Raw genomic sequence first — 16,188 nt, 5'->3', positions numbered from 1 at the left:
GCAGAATCGGCGGCGTGTCGCGACCACTGCGGAAGCTGGGCTTCCTGACCATCGGCCTGTTCGACCCCGCCGACCCGCGGCGGGGCCACGAATCGACCCTCGAGATCATCGAGCTCGGCGAACAGCTCGGCTTCGACAGCGCCTGGGTGCGCCACCGGCACCTGCAGCACGGCATCTCCTCGCCGGTCGCCGTGCTGGCGGCCGCGTCGCAGCGGACCAGCCGGATCGCGCTCGGGACCGCCGTCATCCCGCTCGGCTGGGAGAACCCGCTGCGGCTGGCGGAGGACCTGGCCACCGTCGACCTGCTCTCCGGCGGCCGGCTCAACCCCGGTATCAGCGTCGGCCCGCCGATGCGCTGGGACGAGATCAAGCGCGCGCTCTACCCCGACACCGCCGACGCCGAGGACTTCGGTTACGAGCGCGTGCGGAGGTTGCTGGACTTCGTGCGCGGCGAGCCGGCAACGGGCTTCAGCGGCACCGACGGCTTCGAGGTGTTCTCCGACCGGGTCCAGCCGCAGTCGCCCGGCCTCGGCGAACGCCTCTGGTACGGCGGGGCGAGCCTGCGCTCGGCCGAATGGGCCGGCAAGCACGCGATGAACTTCCTGACCAGCAGCGTGGTCAAGGCCGAAGGCGAGAGCACGGACTTCGCCGAGATCCAGCTGTCGCACATCCGGACCTTCCGCGAGCACCACCCCGCCGGCCGTGTTTCGCAAGGCCTCGTCGTCATCCCGACCGACCGCGCGACGCCGGAGCAGCGCGCGAAGTACGAGGCGTACGCGGCGAAGCGGCTGCCGCGGACCGCCGAGCCGCAGGGCCCGGCGCGGATGCTGTTCTCCCCCGACTTCGTCGGGACGTCGGCGGAGATCGCCGAGCGGCTGCACGCGCACGCCGCGTTCCGCGAGGTCGACGAGGTCGCGTTCGCCCTGCCGTTCACCTTCGAGCACGAGGACTACGTGCAGATCCTCACCGACATCGCGGAACGGCTCGGCCCGGCACTCGGCCGCTGACTGGACACGTACAGTGACGAAAGTGCCCGTTCGGCCACGCCGACGGTGACGTCGGCCACTTCTTGATCACCCGCGCGTGTGAAAGTTTTTCGGATCGCTGGGCGTTGCACTCACCATGGGTTATCCCTTGGACAAGATCAAGAAGACCGAACGAACGCGAAGGTGTCCCCCATGGCCGACCCGCACAGCGTGACCAGCGCCCGCATCGACTTCGCCCTGCGCACATTCGGGGCGGCGCCGCGGCCGGTGCCGGCCGAGCTGGAGTACGACACCCGCGACCCGTACGCGGTCGCCGTGGTGCTGCACGCCGGCGCGAGCGCCGTCCGCTGGCTCTTCGGCCGCGACCTGCTCGCCGACGGGCTGCTCACCCGCTGCGGCGACGGTGACGTCCGGGTCGGGCCCGCCGCCGACCCCGCCCTCGTCGTCGTCGAGCTGACCTCCCCGGACGGCGCCGCGGTGCTCGAAGCGCCCGCGAAGGAGATCGCCGCCTTCCTCGACCGGACCTACGACGTCATCCCGGCCGGCAGCGAGACCGACTGGTTCGACTTCCAGGCGGAGCTGGCGAAGCTGTCCTACCAGGACTGAGTACCGTCCGGTCGGTGAGCTTCTTCCTGGCGAAAGCGCTCGCCGCCCTCGACGACGGCGGTGACCGCGTCCTGTTCCACGCCGGCGGGGTCACCACGACCTACCACCAGGCCCGCGACCGCCTGCGCCGCCTGCACGCCGGGCTGGGCGGCACCGGGACCGTCGCCATCGACCTGCCGAACCGGCCGGAGACGGTCCTCGTGCAGCTCGCGGCCCTGCTGCGCGGCGCGACCGTGCTGCTGGTCCCGGCGTCGGCCCCGAACCAGGATCGGCTCGCGGCCGCGCGGGGCGCGACCGTCGTCACCGGCCGCCCCGGGGAATGGCCCGGCAGCGACGTCCGGACGCTCGAAGACCTCGACGGCGAGCCCGAGCCGCTGACCCTGCCCGAGCGGGTCAGCCTCCGCTTCCCCACCGGCGGCACCACCGGCACCCCGAAGCTCATCCACCACAGCGGCATCTACGACGGCATGGCGCACATCTTCGCGCCGGACCCGGACGGCCCGCGCCGCACGCTGCTCGTCGCGCCGATGACGCACATGACCGGCAACGCGACCGTGCTGGGCGCGCTGCTGCGGCGGGACACCGTGGTGCTGCACGACGGTTTCGACGCGGGCGCGGTGCTCGACGCGATCCAGGAGCACCGCATCGACACGCTGTCGCTGACCCCGCCGCGGCTGGCGGCGCTGCTCGACCACCCGGCGCGGCCGCGCACCGACCTCCGCAGCGTCCGCTCGCTGTCCCTGGGCGCCGCACCGCTGCCGCCGCACCGGCTGGCTCAGGCCCTCGACGTGTTCGGGCCGGTCGTCGGCCAGGGCTACGGCCTGACCGAGGCCCCGATGATCGCGAGCATCTCCGCCGCCGAGCTGCTCGACCGGCCGGACCGGCTGGGCTCGGTCGGCCGGATCGTGCCCGGCATGGAAGCCCGGATCACCGGCGGCGAGGTCGAGGTCCGCGGACTGTCCATGATGGACGGTTACGTCGGTGCCGAGCCGATCGGCGACGGCTGGCTGCGCACCGGCGACCTCGGCCGCTTCGACGACGAGGGCTACCTCTACCTGCTCGACCGCGCGGACGACGTCGTCGTGACCGGCGAGCACGGCACGAAGGTGCCCACGACCGTCGTCGAGCACGCGCTGGAGACGCACCCGGCGGTCCGGAGCGCGGCCGTCTTCGGCCACGGCCGGCTGCTGCACGCCGTCGTCGTCACGAGGAGCGAAGTGACGGAAGCCGAGCTGAAAGCCCACGCGCGGGAAGTCTTCGGGCAGGAGCACTACGTCCCGGCCGGCGTGGACTTCGTCGACGCGCTGCCGCTCACCGACGTCGGCAAGGTCGACAAACGGGCCCTGGCTCAGCTCGTGACCGCGCCGTAGGACGACGACTTCACCAGCTTCACGTACTTGCCGAGCACCCCTTCGGGGAACTTGTTCGGCAGCGGCTGCCAGCCGTCCCGGCGGCGGGCCAGCTCGGCCGCGTCGACCAGCAGGTCGATGCTGCGGGCCTTGATGTCGACGGCGATCCGGTCGCCGGTGCGGACGAACGCGATCGGGCCGCCGTCGACGGCTTCGGGGGCGACGTGGCCGATGCACAGGCCGGTGGTGCCGCCGGAGAACCGGCCGTCGGTGAGCAGGAGGACGTCGCGGCCGAGCCCGGCGCCCTTGATCGCCGCGGTGATCGCCAGCATCTCCCGCATGCCCGGGCCGCCCTTCGGGCCTTCGTAGCGGATGACGACGACGTCGCCGGCCTGGATGCGGCCCTCGTTCAGCGCGGCCATCGCCTCCTGCTCGCGTTCGAACACGCGGGCCGGGCCTTCGAAGCTGGCCGTGTCGAAGCCCGCGGACTTCACGACGGCGCCCTCCGGCGCGAGCGAGCCGCGCAGGATGGTGATGCCGCCGGTCGGGTGGAGCGGGTTGGCCGGCGTGCGCAGCACTTCGCCGTCGATCGGGCCCGGATCCAGGTCGGCGAGGTTCTCCGCGACCGTGCGGCCGGTGACGGTCAGCGCGTCGCCGTGGATGAGCCCCTCGTCGAGGAGGGCCTTCATCAGCACCGGGATGCCGCCGTGGCGGTCGATGTCGTTCATGACGTACTTGCCGAACGGCTTCAGGTCGCCCAGGTGCGGGACGCGGTCGCCGACGCGGTTGAAGTCGTCCAGCGTCAGCTCGACCTTCGCCTCGTGGGCGATGGCGAGCAGGTGCAGCACGGCGTTCGTCGAGCCGCCGAGGGCCATCACGACCGTGATCGCGTTCTCGAACGCCTCGCGCGTGAGGATGTCCCGCGCGGTGATGCCGCGTTCGAGCAGCCCGACCACGGCTTCACCCGAAAGGTGCGCGTAATGGTCGCGGCGGCGGTCCGCGGACGGCGGCGCGGCCGAGCCGGGCATGCTCATCCCCATGGCTTCGGCGGCCGACGCCATCGTGTTCGCCGTGTACATCCCGCCGCACGCGCCCTCGCCGGGGCAGATGGCGCGTTCGATCCGGTCCAGGTCGCCGGTCGTCATCCGGCCGGCCCGGCACGCGCCGACGGCCTCGAAGGCGTCGATGAGCGTGACGTCCTTCTCGGTGCCGTCGGTGAGCTTCACCCAGCCGGGGGCGATCGTGCCCGCGTAGAGGAACACCGACGCCAGGTCCAGGCGCGCGGCGGCCATCAGCATGCCGGGCAGCGACTTGTCGCAGCCGGCCAGCAGGATCGAGCCGTCGAGGCGTTCGGCCTGCATCACGGTCTCGACCGAGTCCGCGATGACCTCGCGGGAGACGAGCGAGAAGTGCATGCCGTCGTGGCCCATGGAAATGCCGTCGGACACCGAGATCGTGCCGAACTGCAGCGGGTAGCCGCCGCCGGCGTGCACGCCTTCCTTCGCCGCCTGCGCGAGCCGGTCCAGCGACAGGTTGCACGGCGTGATCTCGTTCCACGAGCTGGCGACGCCGATGACCGGCTTCCCCCAGTCGCCGTCCCCCATCCCGACGGCGCGGAGCATGCCCCTGGCGGGCGCGGCCTCGATCCCGTCGGTCACCGTGCGGCTGCGGGGCTTCGGGTCGACAGTCATGGCAGACCTCCGCTTGCTACGTTCGGCTGCACCGGGATCCTACCAACGTCCGCGCGGTCCGCTGGCCGGAACGATTCCCTTCCGGGGCCCCGGCGAACCGGCGAAGACTCGGGCCATGATCGCCACAGTGGTGTGGGGCACGGGCAACGTCGGGCGCGCGGCCGTCCGGGCCGTCGACGCCCATCCGGCGCTGGAGCTGACCGCGGTGCTCGTCCACGACCCGGCGAAGGTGGGCAAGGACGCCGGTGCGCTGGCCGGCACCGGCGAACTCGGCGTGACCGCCACCGACGACGTCGACGCGGTGCTCGCGGCCGGTCCGCGCGCGATCGTGTACGCCGCTTCGGGCGACGTCCGGTTCGACGACGCGTTCGCCGACGTCGTCCGCGGGGTCCGGGCGGGCGCGGTGGTCGTGACCCCGGCGCTCTACCCGCTCTACGACCAGCGCAACGCGCCACCCGAGCTGCGGGACCCGGTACTGGCCGCCGTGCGGGCGGGCGGCGGCTCGCTGTTCGTCTCCGGCGTCGACCCCGGCTGGGGCAACGACGTGCTGCCGCTGCTGGTCAGCGGGCTCGGCACCGACGTCGACGTCGTCCGCTGCCAGGAGATCTTCGACTACTCGACCTACGAGCAGCCCGACTCCGTCCGGAACCTGGTCGGCATGGGCCGGCCGATGGACTACGACCCGCCGATGCTCATGCCCGGCGTGCCGTCGATGGTCTGGGGCGGCCAGGTCCGGCTGATCGCGCGCGGCCTCGGCGTCGAGGTCGGCGAGCTGCGCGAGACGCTCGATCGCCGTCCCCTCGCCGAAACCGTGACCACCCGCACCATGGGCGAGTTCGAGCGCGGCACGCAGGGCGCGGTGCGGTTCGAGGTGCAGGGCCTCGTCGGCGGCGAACCGCGGATCGTCGTCGAGCACGTCACCCGGATCCACCCGTCGTGCGCGCCGGACTGGCCGGCACCGCCCAGCGGCGACGGCGCGCACCGCGTGATCATCGAAGGCCGGCCGCGCATCGAGGTCACGGTCGAGGCGAGCGACGAGGGCGAAAACCGGTCCGCGGGCGGCAACGCCACCGCCGTCGGCCGGCTCGTCGGGGCCATCGACTGGCTCGCCGCGGCGGAACCCGGCCTCTACGACGCGCTCGACGTCCCGCTGCGCCCGGCGGTGGGCAGGCTCGGCAGGAGGCGTCCGTGAACATCGACATCCCCGAGGGCAAGGACCCGATCGGGTACGTCTGGGGCGAAATGGTGCCCGGCATCGGGATCGCCGCTTCCCGGTTCTCGCTGGCCGTGTACGAGCACACGACGCTGGGACTGCGGGAGTTCGAAGCCGCGCGGCTGCGCATCGCGCAGATCAACGGCTGCGTGTTCTGCCTCGACTGGCGCACCGAGCGCGACGGCGTCAAGGTCGAGCCGGAGTTCGCCGACGCCGTCGCCGACTGGCGCACGACCGGCCGGTTCGACGAGCGGACGCGCCTGGCGGCCGAGTACGCCGAGCGGTACGCCCTCGACCACCACCACCTCGACGACGAGTTCTGGCAGCGGATGTCCGCGCACTACACGCAGCGGGAGATCGTGGAGCTGAGCATGAGCCTCGGCGCGTGGCTGGCGTTCGGCCGGCTGAACCACGTCCTGGGGCTCGACACCGTCTGCGTCCTGCCGTCCCACCGGTCGTGAGCGGGAAACAGTGTTCTGACCCGGTTTCCCGCTCACGACGGGTCAGAAGTCCGTGGCGATGATCTTCTCGATGTTGCGCTCGGCCAGCGCCGTGATGGTGACGAACGGGTTCACGCTCGTGTTGCCCGGGATCAGGGACCCGTCGATCGCGTAGAGGCCCTGGTAGCCGGCGAGCCTGCCGTAGTTGTCGGTCGCCTTGCCCAGCACCGCGCCGCCGAGCGGGTGGTAGGTCAGGTGGTCACCCCAGATCTTGTACGTGCCGAACAGGTCGGTCCGGTAGATCGTCCCCTCCTTCGCGTTGATCCGGTCGAAGATGGACTTCGCCATGTCGATCGACGGCTGCTTCCACGCCGGCTGCCAGTTCAGGTCCACGCTCCGCGTCGCGGGGTTCCAGCTGAACTGGGCCCGGTTCGGGTTCTTCGTGATCGACAGGTAGAACGACGCCCACGTCTCGATCCCGGTCGGCAGCGGCGCGACTTCGGCGAACGCGCCGCCCGCGGCCCAGTTGTCGATGCCGCCGCAGGGAATCGACGACTGGAGGCTGCCGGTCGGGTCCCAGATGTGGTTGGCGCGCCCGCACATCACGTTCCCGTTGTCGCCCCAGCCCTTGCCGACCTCGTCGCCGAGGTTCGGCAGCGCGCCGGTCGCCTTCAGCTTCACCAGCAGCTTGCTGGTGCCGACGCTGCCCGCGGCGAAGAACACTTTGTCCGCCGTCACCGACTTCGTCGCGGTCACCGCGCCGGAGGTGTCCAGCTGCTCGACGACGACGGTGTAGCCGCCGCCGGACGCGGGCGTCACCGTCGTCACGCGGTGCAGCGGCGAGACGGTGACCCGCCCGGTCGCCGCGATCCGCGGGAGGTAGGTCTTCTGCAGGGACTTCTTGCCGTAGTTGTTGCCGTACAGGATTTCCCCGGCCAGCGCCGACCGCGGGACCGTGCCGGCCTGCTCCTGCTGCATGTAGGCCCAGTCGTAGACGTCCGGGACGAAGACGAACGGGAACCCGGACCGCTGCGCCTGCTTCCGGCCGACCCGCGCGTACTGGTAGCAGTCGGCCGAGTCGAACCACGCGGGGTCGACGAGGCCGACGCCGAGACCGGCGTTGGCGCGCGGGTAGTAGGTGTCGTACATCTCGCCCGGGTCGACCGTCGGCAGGATGGCGCCGAAGTTCTCCCGCTTCGGCGTCACGGCCATGCCGCCGTTGACGAGCGAGCCGCCGCCGACGCCGCGGCCCTGGTAGACGACGATGCCGCCGAACTCCTCGGCGTCGAGGATGCCGGTGTAGCGCGGGATGTCCTTGTCGATCGGGAACCCGAGGAAGTTGGACAGCGGCTGCTTCGTCCTGGTGCGCAACCAGAACGAGCGCTGGTCGGGGCTCGTCGTGTTGGCGAAGATCTTGCCGTCGGCACCCGGGGTGTCCCACGCCATGCCCATTTCCACCAGCTGCACGTCGACGCCGGCCTGGGCGAGGCGCAGCGCGGCGACCGAACCGCCGTACCCCGAGCCGATCACCAGCGCGGGCACGCGGGCGCCGTCGGCGATGACGGCTTGCGGCGTCGCGGCGGCCGCTCGGCTCCCCACCGTCGCGGCCGCCAGCATAGAACCTGTTCCAGCAATGAAAATGCGACGGGAAATGGCTCCAGAAGTCGTTCTCCACACGGGTTCATCACGCATGTGCCGGTCCTCACCGTTGAGGTATATTAGAACAAGTTATAACCGTGCGGTGCAGACAAGTCGACATTTACCCGCGAGTAACCCGCCGGGGTGGCGCGGCCGTGCCGCCGAATGGGCCATCATGGACGATTGTGGAGTCGACCCGAGTGGACCGCTGGCTCTGGGCGGTCCGGCTGACGAAGACCCGCCCGGACGCCGCGGCGGCGTGCCGCGGCGGTCACGTGCGCGTCAACGACAAGCCGGCGAAACCCGCGACGACCGTGGTGCCGGGTGACGAAGTCCGCCTGCGCGTCGGCGGGACGACCCGGATCCTCGACGTCGTCCGGGTGATCCAGAAGCGCGTGGGCGCGGCGGACGCGGCGACGTGCTTCGTCGACCGGACGCCGAAGCCGCCACCGGAGACGGCGATCCCGGTCGCCCGGCGCGACCGCGGCGCCGGACGGCCGACCAAGAAGGAGCGCCGCGTGCTGGACGCGTTCCGGCAGCAGGCGCCTTGATCACCCGCGCCGCGGCGGTTTCAGCCCGTCCAGCACCAGGGTCAGCAGATGCGCGGTCCGCGCCTTCCGGTCCGCCCCGAAGTCGGACCGCCAGAGGAAGCTCACCAGCTGCAGGACGTCTTCGGCGTCGACGTCCGGCCGCACCGAGCCCGCGGTCTTCCCGGCGTCGAGCAGCAGCGTGATCGCCGCGCGCACCGGCTCGTAGAACTCGCCGGAGAGGTCGGCGCGCGTCGCGGCTTCGACGGCGTCGGCGACGCCGTGCTTGATGCGCCCGTACGCCGCGAGCTGCTCGAACCACCGCCGCAGTGCCTCCGCGGGCGGGTGCCGGGCGAGCAACGCGGGCGCGGCGTCGATCAGCTTGCCGACGTCGTGCCGGTAGACGGCGAGCAGCAGTGCCTCGCGGCTGGGGAAATGCCGGTACAGCGTGCCCTGCCCGACCCCGGCCGCCTTCGCGATCGACTGCAGGGAGGCGGCGCTGGACGCCTTGAGCGCGGTGCGCGCGGCGTCCAGGATCCGCTCCCGGTTCTGTTCGGCGTCGGCTCGCATCGGCGTCACACCGCCAGCGTAGCCAACCGGACAGGTGTCCGATCCGCCGGAAGCCGTAGGTCATCCGGCGGATTGACCTCGGGATCGACGCCGGGCACACGATTACCCCGGAATTCCCCGGGAATCGCCGCGCCGCGGATCGATTTCCGCGGAAAACGGGTAGCCCCTGCCGGACGCAGCGGAGGGGAAGCCATGACGACCGCAGAGGAAGCTCCGGACCGGTTGCTGGCCGCGGCACGGCCACTGGTGGTGCGGTACTGCCGGGCCCGCCTCGGCACCGGCGACGGCACCTGGCGCTCGGCGGACGACGTCGCGCAGGACGTCTGCGTCGCGCTGCTCAAGGCGTTGCCCCGCCGTCCGCCGGACCGGCCGTTCCCGAACTTCGTCTGCGGCATCGCCCGGCAGAAGGTCGCCGCGGCCCGCAAGGCGGCCGCGCGGCAGTGGGACGAGCCGGCGGCCGAGCTGCCCGATGAACCCGACTGGTCGACCGACCCCGAGCACCACGCGCTGCGCCGCGAGCTGAACGAGCGCATGGCGCAGCTGCTGCGCAGGCTGCCGGAGAAGCAGCGGGAGATCGTGGTCCTGCGCGTGGTGGTCGGCCTGTCGGCGGAGGAGACGGCGGCCGCGGTCGGCTCGACGCCCGGCGCGGTGCGCGTCGCCCAGCACCGGGCGCTCAGCCAGCTGCGGAAGGTGGTCGCCGGCTGAGCCGCGCCGCAGTGACCGTCAGAGCCCGCCGTCCGGGATCATGCCACGCAGCTTCGCCAGCGCGCGGTACTGCGTGATGCGGACGTTGCCCGCCGAGATGCCCAGCGCCTCCGCCGTCTCGTTCGCCGAGAGGCCCACGACGATCCGCAGCGACAGGATCTCCTGGTGCAGCGGCGGCAGCGACGCCATGAGCCGGCCCAGCCGGGCACCGAGGTCCAGGTCGAGCACGTGGCTCTCCGGCTCGTTGCCGCCGAGCGGGCGGTCCGGCAGCTCCGGCACCGGCTTCGACCGGTCGCGCGCCACCGAGCGGAAGGCGTCGGCGACCTTGTTCGCGGCGATCGCGCGCACGAGGTACAGGAACGAGCCGCCGCGGTCCTGGTAGCCCGGCAGCACCTTCAGCACGGCCAGGCAGACCTCCTGGGCGACGTCGTCGGCCGACAGGTACGACAGGTCGCGGCCGCCGATCCGGGCCCGGCAGTAGCGCACGACGGTCGGCTTGATCAGCCGCAGCAGCGCCTGGACGGCGTCCGGGTCGCCGGTGCGCGCCGCGGCCACGACCGGGTCGAGCTGCTCCTTCGTCAGCTTGCCGTCCGGCCGCGGCAGCTCGTCGAGCACGACGTAGCCGTCGACCGCCGTCTCCGCCGTCATGGTTTCCACAGGTCCCTCCTCGCCTCGTCCACCGGACCGCCGGGGCGCACCGCTGTCCACAATGGACCACACGGGTCCGGGGACGGTTCGGCCGGTTCCGGTCCGACATCCGGAGTAATCGAGGCGCTGACCTGCAACGTTGCAGCCGCGTGGGTGTTGTCCAGATATTGTCCGTTAACCGGCGACATGCCACGGGAGTTACCCGGCGGTCACTCCCGGCTGCCACCGGATCCCGTAGGCGAAGCCCGGCGCCAGATCCCGGAACCGGACGTGCACCTCCCCCGCGCCGTCGGGCTCCAGGACCGGGCCCCGCAGCGTGGCCGTGTCCTCCTGGGACGCCTTGTCGAGCCGGACGATCCGGCCCGGCACCCGGTCGCCGAACCGGACGTGCAGGTCGAACACCTCGCACGGGTGACGCGGGACGCAGACGTAGTGCGGTTCGCGCAGGTTCGCCCGGAACCGCAGGCCGAGGTCGCGGCGCTCGCCGCGGCGCAACGGCGCCGGCAGCCGCAACGCCAGCCCGATCCGGTCACTCGACTCCATCACCCGGCCGGCGAGCACGCCGCCGTGGAACACGTCGACCTCCAGATCGGATTCGCCGACCGGATCTCCGGGCGCGGTGAGCGTCAGTGCCAGGTCCAGTTCGGCGATTTCGTCGGCGTCGGCGACCACTCGGCGGAATTCGAACGCCTCGGGCACCGGCCGGTCGAGTGCGAGCGTGACGCGCAGTTCTTCGGTGTGCCAGCCGCGGCTCGGAAAGCGCGATCGGGAAAGCGGTTCACCGGCCGAGACGGCCATCGCCGCGACGTGTTCGATTCCTTCGTCGATGCGCCGCCGGACGGTCCGGTCGTCGCGGTCGAGCGTGCGCGCCGCCCAGTGCACCCGTTCCTGGTAGAACGGCTTGCGCGCCCGCTCGTCCAGCGCGAACGCCGCCAGCAGCGCGATCTTCAGGTCCTCCGGGAGCGACTCGACCAGCGGCCGCAGCCCGTCGGTGAGCTTACGCCGCACCGCCGTGCTGTCGTCATCTCCGAAAATGCCGAATGCGGCCCGCAAAGCGGGACCGACGCGATCAGCGAGCGGTGTGCTGAAAATTCCCCTCCCTTTGCGCAGGACCTTCAGTTCCTCGACCACGTCCGCCGCACTGAGGTCCACCGTTCCTCCCTCGCCATTCTCGCCGGGGACCAATGTTGGTCAGCGCCGCCGCCGATGTCCAGCCGATCGAGGGACGGCCAAACGGATCGTTATCCCGCGGTTTCCTCCGCGACGGAACCGGAAACCGGAGAAACCATTCCGCGGCGACGCACACGCTCGTTTCCACCGGTGGCACCCCCGGAGCCGCCACCCTGGCGGGTGATCGTGGCGTGACCACCGCCGCCCGGCGGGTACTTGTTGATCATGAGCCCGAAGATGTGGCGCCTGCTGATCTCGGGGTCGCTGCGGCTGTTCCTGGTCAGTGCCGTGCCGGCCGCCGCGCACCTGTCCCTGTTCGCCGGGATGCTGGCGACGGCGATCGCGTTCGTCGTGCCCGCCCCGCGAACCCCGCACGAACGCCTGGGCCCCTAGCGCGCGACGAGCCGCGCCAGCACCGGCGGGACCTGGCGTTCCAGCCCGGCCGCGGCGTCCTCCGCGCCGGCCAGGTGCCGCAGCAGCGCCTGCTGGAACAAGCCGTCGAGCAGCGCGTACGCCACCTGCTGCGGCACGTCCTCGGCACTTTCGGCCAGCTCCGCGTAGCGCGCGACGACGTGGTGGATCATCTCCTCGCGGCGCCGGTCGATCTCGAGCACGTCGGCGCGGAAAGACTCCTCGAACAGGCTCTGGTTGCGCAGGTCGTACCAGAGCCGGTGCATCTTGGCGTCGGTGCGCAGCGTCGCGGCCATCGCCGCCGCGAACTCCCGTTCCAGCTCCTCCGCCGTCCGCGCCCGGGCGACGATTTCGTCGTATCGGGTGACGCACACTTCCTCGAACCGCCGCACGCAGTGGGTCAGCAGCTCGACCTTGTCGGCGAAGTAGTAGTGCAGCACGCCGTGCGAGAACTCCGAGTTCTGCGCGATCTCCCGCAGGCTGGTCCGCGCGTAGCCGAGCTCGGCCAGCGTCTGCAGCGCCGACTCGGCCAGCTGCGCGCGCCGCTGCTCGAACTTGTCGACCTGGCGGCGTGAGATCCGGTCCCGGGTCCGTTCCTTCGCCTCTGTCACCTGCACCGTCCGTCGCTTCCTGGGTTGCCGGGGATCAGTCTATCGGGCACTTGACCAACTTTTCCTTGACGAGTGTCCAAGAAAGTCTTGACGACTGTCCAGAACTTGGCCGATGCTGTGGCCCGGCCGTCTCAAGGAGGAGATGCACATGGGTGGATACGACCTGTCCGGGCGCGCGGCGCTGGTCACCGGCGGCGCGCGCGGTCTCGGCGCCGGCATGGCGGAGGCGCTGGCCAAGGCCGGCGCGGCGGTGGTGATCGCCGACATCCGGGAGGACCTGGGCCGCGCGACCGCCGACGCGCTGAAGCAGACCGGCGCGACCGCCGCGTTCGTCCCGCTCGACGTGACCGACGACGCGAGCTGGGAGCAGGCCGTGACCGCCACGCTCGCCGAGCTCGGCGGCCTGGACATCGTCGTGAACAACGCCGGCGTCGAGATCTCGGGACTGGTCGCCGACCTCGACCCGGCCGACGTGCGGCGCATGCTGGACGTCAACGTGCTGGGCACGGCGCTGGGCATCAAGCACGCGTTCCGCGCGATGCGCCCGGGCGGCGCGGCCGGGCACGGCGGCGCGGTGGTCAACATCGCGTCGGTCGCCGCGACCATCGCCTTCCCCGGCATCGCCGGCTACTCCGCGACGAAGTCCGCGGTCGACCGCCTGACCCGCGTGGCCGCGATGGAGGCCGGGAAGCTCGGCTACGGCGTGCGCGTCAACTGCGTCTACCCCGGCCTGGTGCCGACCGAGATGGGCAACCAGCTCGCCACCGACGTCGTCCGGCTGGGCCTGTTCCCCAGCGTCGAGGACGCGATCGGCGCGGTGGTCGGGCAGACCCCGGCCGGACGGCTCGGCGAGGTCACCGACATGGCCGACGCCGTCGTGTTCCTGGCTTCCGACGCCGCCCGCTTCGTCACCGGCGCCGGCCTGCCGGTCGACGGCGGCATGGGCATGTGACCCCCTCTCCCGAAAGGCGCTGAAACCATGACCAAGCCCGTCGTCGTCTACGGCGCGTCCGGCTACACCGGCCGCCTGATCTGCGAATACCTGCGCGAGTACCACGTCCCGTTCACCGCCGCCGGCCGCGACAAGGCCCGCGTCCAGGCCGCCCTCGACCACGTTCCCGGGCTCGACACGGTCGACCACGAGGTCGTCGAAGTCGGCCACGAGGCCGAGTCGCTGGCCGAGCTGTTCGACGGCGCGAGCGTCGTCTGCAACACCGTCGGGCCGTTCGCGGAGTACGGCCACGAGGTCGTCGAGGCGTGCATCCGCAGCGGCACGCACTACGTCGACACCACCGGTGAGCAGGACTGGCTGATCACCTGCGACGAGCGGTACGGCGCGCGGATGGCCGAGCGCGGCCTGCTGCTCTCGCCGGGCATCGCGCAGATGTACACGACCGGCGAGATCGCCGCGAACCTCTGCCTCGAAACCCCGGGACTGGACACTTTGGACATCCTGGTGTTCTGGAAGGGCCACCCCACCGTCGCTTCCACGCAGACGATCCTCGTCAACGCCGCGTTGTCCAAGGCGTACTACCTGGAGCAGGACACCTACGCCGAATGGCCCGCCGACGCCGGTCTCTACGACGTCGCCGTGCCGGGCCGGCACGAGATCGGGCTGGCGCTTCCGTGGGGCGGCACGTCGCACCCGGTGTGGTTCAGGCGCGACCCGCGCGTGGCGAACGTCAAGGCCCTCGGCGGCGTTTTCGACAAGGCGCTCATGCAGGGCGTGCCGCTGATCGTCAAGTCCGTGCTGGAGCAGGTCGACGGCCTGCCGGAGGCCGAGAAGCTCAAGGTGCTGCACGAGCAGGCCGCGGCCGTGCGCGACGAGATGCCGCCGCGGGAGAACCAGCGCGTCAACACGTCACTGGACTCGGTGCACGCGTCCGGGCCCGCCGGGCGCGCCCACTGCGTCATCCACGGCACGTGCAACTACAAGCAGACGGGCCTGATGCAGGCGTACGCGGCCTACTCGCTGCTGCAGCAACCACCGCGGCGGGCCGGGTTCGCCTCGGCGTGCCAGGCGTTCGGGCACCGCGAGCTGCTGGGCGTGCTGCGCGGGTTCGGCCTGGTGCAGGCGCCGGTCCTGACGGTGCACACCTGATCGCCATGCGCCTGACCGACTACCTCGACAAGGGCGCGTCGCTCGGCCCGGACGCGCCGTGCCTGACCATGGACGGCGTCTCGCTGAGCTACGCGGCCGTGCAGGAGCTGTCCTGGCGGGTCGCCCGGGCGCTGGCCCGCTCCGGCGTGCGCCCGGGCGAGAAGGTCGCGATCCTGTCCGGCAACGACCCGGTCGCGTTCGCGTGCGTCTTCGGCATTTCGCGCGCGGGCGCGGTCTGGTGCCCGGTCAACCCGCGCAACGCGGCCGGCGAGAACCGCGACCTGCTGGACCTGTTCGACTGCACGTGCCTGATCCACCAGTCGTCGTTCACGCCGCTCGTCGAGCGGATCCGGCCGGACCTGCCCCGGCTGGAGACGGTGGTCTGCCTCGACGACGGCTCGTTCGGGCCGTGGCTCGGCGAGGCTTCGCCGTGGGAAGCCCGGCCGGTGGACGACGTCGTGATGATCGCCGGCACCGGCGGCACGACGGGACGGCCCAAGGGCGTGGTGCTGACCGGCCGCAACATCGAGACGATGACGGCACTGACGTTGCTGAGCTATCCGTTCGACGGGCGGCCGCGGTACCTGGCACTCGCACCGCTGACCCACGCGGCCGGGGTGCTGTGCTTCCCGGTCATGACGCTCGGCGGCGAGATCGTCGTGATGCCGTCACCCGACCTGACGGAATTCCTCGCGCTGGCCGGGCAGCACCGGATCACGCACGCGTTCCTGCCACCGACGCTGATCTACCTGCTGCTGGACAACGCCGCGCTGGACACGGCCGACCTCGGTTCGCTGCAGTGCCTCTGGTACGGCGCGGCACCGATGTCGGCGGCGCGCCTGAAGGAGGCGATCGAGCGCATCGGGCCGGTGCTCGGGCAGCTGTTCGGGCAGTCGGAGGCGCCGATGATGATCTCCACGCTGGCGCCGGCGGACCACTTCGGGCCCGACGGCTCGCTCGCCGAGTCCCGGCTCGCTTCGGCGGGCAAGCCGACGCCGTTGACCCAGGTGGCCATCGTGGACGAGGCGGGCAGGCGGCAGCCGCCGGGCTCGCGCGGGGAGATCGTGGTGCGCGGGTCGCTGGTGATGGCCGGCTACTACCGGGACCCCGCCGCCACGGCCGCGGTGTCGCGCGACGGCTGGCACCACACCGGGGACGTCGGGTACCTGGACGCCGACGGCTACCTGTACATCGTGGACCGTCTCAAGGACATGATCATCAGCGGTGGCTTCAACGTCTACTCCGCCGAGGTGGAGCAGGCGCTGATGCGCCACCCGGCCGTCCGGGACTGCGCCGTGGTGGGGCTGCCGCACCCGAAGTGGGGCGAGCAGGTCACGGCGGTCGTGCAGGTCCACGCGGGCCGCGAAGTGGCCGCGGCGGAGCTGCGGGAGTTCGCCAAGGGACTGCTCGGCAGCGTCAAGGCGCCCAAGGAGGTGCTCGTCTGGCCGGACCTGCCCCGGTCCAAGGTGGGGAAGGTCCTCAAGGCCGAGGTGAAGGCCCAGCTGCTGGGCTGAGCTGCCGT

At 71.7% G+C, this 16,188-nt stretch carries 17 protein-coding genes; 11 read left to right on the top strand and 6 right to left on the bottom strand.

From position 1 onward, the window contains the following. Positions 1 to 14: 14 nt before the first annotated feature. The 3 genes from BT341_RS15170 (at position 15) to BT341_RS15160 (ending at position 2,962) form a co-directional block, all read left to right on the top strand. Entirely contained in the window at positions 15 to 1,007 is a 993-nt protein-coding gene (locus tag BT341_RS15170; RefSeq protein ID WP_072476920.1) for an LLM class flavin-dependent oxidoreductase, read from the top strand. Positions 1,008 to 1,178: 171 nt separating this feature from the next. Continuing rightward, the gene (locus BT341_RS15165; RefSeq protein ID WP_072476919.1) at positions 1,179 to 1,592 is read left to right on the top strand and encodes an SsgA family sporulation/cell division regulator; all 414 of its coding nucleotides are present in this window, start codon (positions 1,179 to 1,181) and stop codon (positions 1,590 to 1,592) included. Between the two features lie 14 nt (positions 1,593 to 1,606). Next, positions 1,607 to 2,962 (top strand): class I adenylate-forming enzyme family protein, encoded by a 1,356-nt coding sequence (locus tag BT341_RS15160; RefSeq protein WP_072476918.1) that lies wholly within the window; start codon positions 1,607 to 1,609, stop codon positions 2,960 to 2,962. Here BT341_RS15160 and ilvD read toward each other — a convergent pair. Continuing rightward, complete coding sequence (ilvD, locus tag BT341_RS15155; protein WP_072476917.1) at positions 2,941 to 4,632, bottom strand: dihydroxy-acid dehydratase; 1,692 nt, start codon at positions 4,630 to 4,632, stop codon at positions 2,941 to 2,943. The genes BT341_RS15160 and ilvD overlap by 22 nt on opposite strands. Before the next feature lie 115 nt (positions 4,633 to 4,747). Here ilvD and BT341_RS15150 point away from each other — a divergent pair, with 115 nt between their 5' ends. Together BT341_RS15150 and BT341_RS15145 are read left to right on the top strand one after the other, a co-directional pair. Next, on the top strand, positions 4,748 to 5,824 hold the full coding sequence (locus BT341_RS15150) for an NAD(P)H-dependent amine dehydrogenase family protein (RefSeq protein ID WP_072476916.1): 1,077 nt from the start codon (positions 4,748 to 4,750) through the stop codon (positions 5,822 to 5,824). Next, the gene (locus BT341_RS15145; protein WP_072476915.1) at positions 5,821 to 6,306 is read left to right on the top strand and encodes a carboxymuconolactone decarboxylase family protein; all 486 of its coding nucleotides are present in this window, start codon (positions 5,821 to 5,823) and stop codon (positions 6,304 to 6,306) included. Before BT341_RS15150 ends, BT341_RS15145 begins: the two co-directional genes overlap by 4 nt. A gap of 42 nt (positions 6,307 to 6,348) precedes the next feature. Here the strand turns inward: BT341_RS15145 and BT341_RS15140 are convergent, their stop codons facing one another. Next, the gene (locus BT341_RS15140; RefSeq protein ID WP_483860498.1) at positions 6,349 to 7,884 is read right to left on the bottom strand and encodes a GMC oxidoreductase; all 1,536 of its coding nucleotides are present in this window, start codon (positions 7,882 to 7,884) and stop codon (positions 6,349 to 6,351) included. 224 nt (positions 7,885 to 8,108) lie between these two features. Between BT341_RS15140 and BT341_RS15135 the strand changes: the two genes are divergently transcribed. Continuing rightward, positions 8,109 to 8,474: an RNA-binding S4 domain-containing protein gene (locus tag BT341_RS15135; RefSeq protein WP_245804985.1), complete on the top strand. Its 366-nt coding sequence runs from the start codon at positions 8,109 to 8,111 to the stop codon at positions 8,472 to 8,474. Here the strand turns inward: BT341_RS15135 and BT341_RS15130 are convergent, their stop codons facing one another. Further along, positions 8,475 to 9,020: a TetR/AcrR family transcriptional regulator gene (locus tag BT341_RS15130; RefSeq protein ID WP_072481962.1), complete on the bottom strand. Its 546-nt coding sequence runs from the start codon at positions 9,018 to 9,020 to the stop codon at positions 8,475 to 8,477. A 192-nt stretch (positions 9,021 to 9,212) separates the two neighbouring features. Between BT341_RS15130 and shbA (BT341_RS15125) the strand changes: the two genes are divergently transcribed. Beyond that, positions 9,213 to 9,725 (top strand): RNA polymerase sigma factor ShbA, encoded by a 513-nt coding sequence (gene shbA / locus BT341_RS15125; protein WP_072476913.1) that lies wholly within the window; start codon positions 9,213 to 9,215, stop codon positions 9,723 to 9,725. A gap of 18 nt (positions 9,726 to 9,743) precedes the next feature. On the opposite strand, the gene shbA (BT341_RS15120) is transcribed toward shbA (BT341_RS15125), so the two are convergent. After that, positions 9,744 to 10,373 carry an RNA polymerase sigma factor ShbA gene (gene shbA / locus BT341_RS15120; RefSeq protein ID WP_072481961.1) on the bottom strand — a complete coding sequence of 210 codons (630 nt, stop codon included), beginning with the start codon at positions 10,371 to 10,373 and terminating at the stop codon, positions 9,744 to 9,746. A gap of 198 nt (positions 10,374 to 10,571) precedes the next feature. Next, positions 10,572 to 11,525, bottom strand: coding sequence for a hypothetical protein (locus tag BT341_RS15115; RefSeq protein WP_245804984.1), 954 nt, complete (start codon positions 11,523 to 11,525; stop codon positions 10,572 to 10,574). 243 nt (positions 11,526 to 11,768) lie between these two features. Between BT341_RS15115 and BT341_RS45310 the strand changes: the two genes are divergently transcribed. Beyond that, positions 11,769 to 11,936 carry a hypothetical protein gene (locus BT341_RS45310; RefSeq protein WP_177328808.1) on the top strand — a complete coding sequence of 56 codons (168 nt, stop codon included), beginning with the start codon at positions 11,769 to 11,771 and terminating at the stop codon, positions 11,934 to 11,936. Here BT341_RS45310 and BT341_RS15110 read toward each other — a convergent pair. Next, positions 11,933 to 12,565 carry a TetR/AcrR family transcriptional regulator gene (locus BT341_RS15110; protein WP_072481959.1) on the bottom strand — a complete coding sequence of 211 codons (633 nt, stop codon included), beginning with the start codon at positions 12,563 to 12,565 and terminating at the stop codon, positions 11,933 to 11,935. The genes BT341_RS45310 and BT341_RS15110 overlap by 4 nt on opposite strands. Before the next feature lie 148 nt (positions 12,566 to 12,713). Here BT341_RS15110 and BT341_RS15105 point away from each other — a divergent pair, with 148 nt between their 5' ends. Genes BT341_RS15105 through BT341_RS15095 form a run of 3 tightly spaced genes read left to right on the top strand, consistent with a single transcriptional unit; the run spans position 12,714 to position 16,180 of the window. Beyond that, on the top strand, positions 12,714 to 13,517 hold the full coding sequence (locus BT341_RS15105) for an SDR family NAD(P)-dependent oxidoreductase (RefSeq protein ID WP_072481958.1): 804 nt from the start codon (positions 12,714 to 12,716) through the stop codon (positions 13,515 to 13,517). Positions 13,518 to 13,544: 27 nt separating this feature from the next. Continuing rightward, positions 13,545 to 14,666, top strand: coding sequence for a DUF5938 domain-containing protein (locus tag BT341_RS15100; RefSeq protein ID WP_072476912.1), 1,122 nt, complete (start codon positions 13,545 to 13,547; stop codon positions 14,664 to 14,666). A gap of 5 nt (positions 14,667 to 14,671) precedes the next feature. After that, positions 14,672 to 16,180 carry an acyl-CoA synthetase gene (locus tag BT341_RS15095; protein WP_072476911.1) on the top strand — a complete coding sequence of 503 codons (1,509 nt, stop codon included), beginning with the start codon at positions 14,672 to 14,674 and terminating at the stop codon, positions 16,178 to 16,180. Positions 16,181 to 16,188: the final 8 nt, after the last annotated feature.

Source organism: Amycolatopsis australiensis, assembly GCF_900119165.1.
Lineage (GTDB): Bacteria > Actinomycetota > Actinomycetes > Mycobacteriales > Pseudonocardiaceae > Amycolatopsis > Amycolatopsis australiensis.
The sequence above is the reverse complement of the archived record's forward strand: the minus strand, read 5'-3'. Positions and strand labels throughout refer to the sequence as shown.

Bases quoted from the DNA above. Each gene is read 5' to 3' on its own strand.
- BT341_RS15130 (WP_072481962.1), bottom strand. From the start codon at position 9,020: ATGCGAGCCGACGCCGAACAGAACCGGGAGCGGATCCTGGACGCCGCG.
- BT341_RS15105 (WP_072481958.1), top strand. From the start codon at position 12,714: ATGGGTGGATACGACCTGTCCGGGCGCGCGGCGCTGGTCACCGGCGGC.
- BT341_RS15165 (WP_072476919.1), top strand. From the start codon at position 1,179: ATGGCCGACCCGCACAGCGTGACCAGCGCCCGCATCGACTTCGCCCTG.
- BT341_RS45310 (WP_177328808.1), top strand. From the start codon at position 11,769: ATGAGCCCGAAGATGTGGCGCCTGCTGATCTCGGGGTCGCTGCGGCTG.
- BT341_RS15095 (WP_072476911.1), top strand. From the start codon at position 14,672: ATGCGCCTGACCGACTACCTCGACAAGGGCGCGTCGCTCGGCCCGGAC.
- shbA (WP_072481961.1), bottom strand. From the start codon at position 10,373: ATGACGGCGGAGACGGCGGTCGACGGCTACGTCGTGCTCGACGAGCTG.
- shbA (WP_072476913.1), top strand. From the start codon at position 9,213: ATGACGACCGCAGAGGAAGCTCCGGACCGGTTGCTGGCCGCGGCACGG.
- BT341_RS15150 (WP_072476916.1), top strand. From the start codon at position 4,748: ATGATCGCCACAGTGGTGTGGGGCACGGGCAACGTCGGGCGCGCGGCC.
- BT341_RS15100 (WP_072476912.1), top strand. From the start codon at position 13,545: ATGACCAAGCCCGTCGTCGTCTACGGCGCGTCCGGCTACACCGGCCGC.
- ilvD (WP_072476917.1), bottom strand. From the start codon at position 4,632: ATGACTGTCGACCCGAAGCCCCGCAGCCGCACGGTGACCGACGGGATC.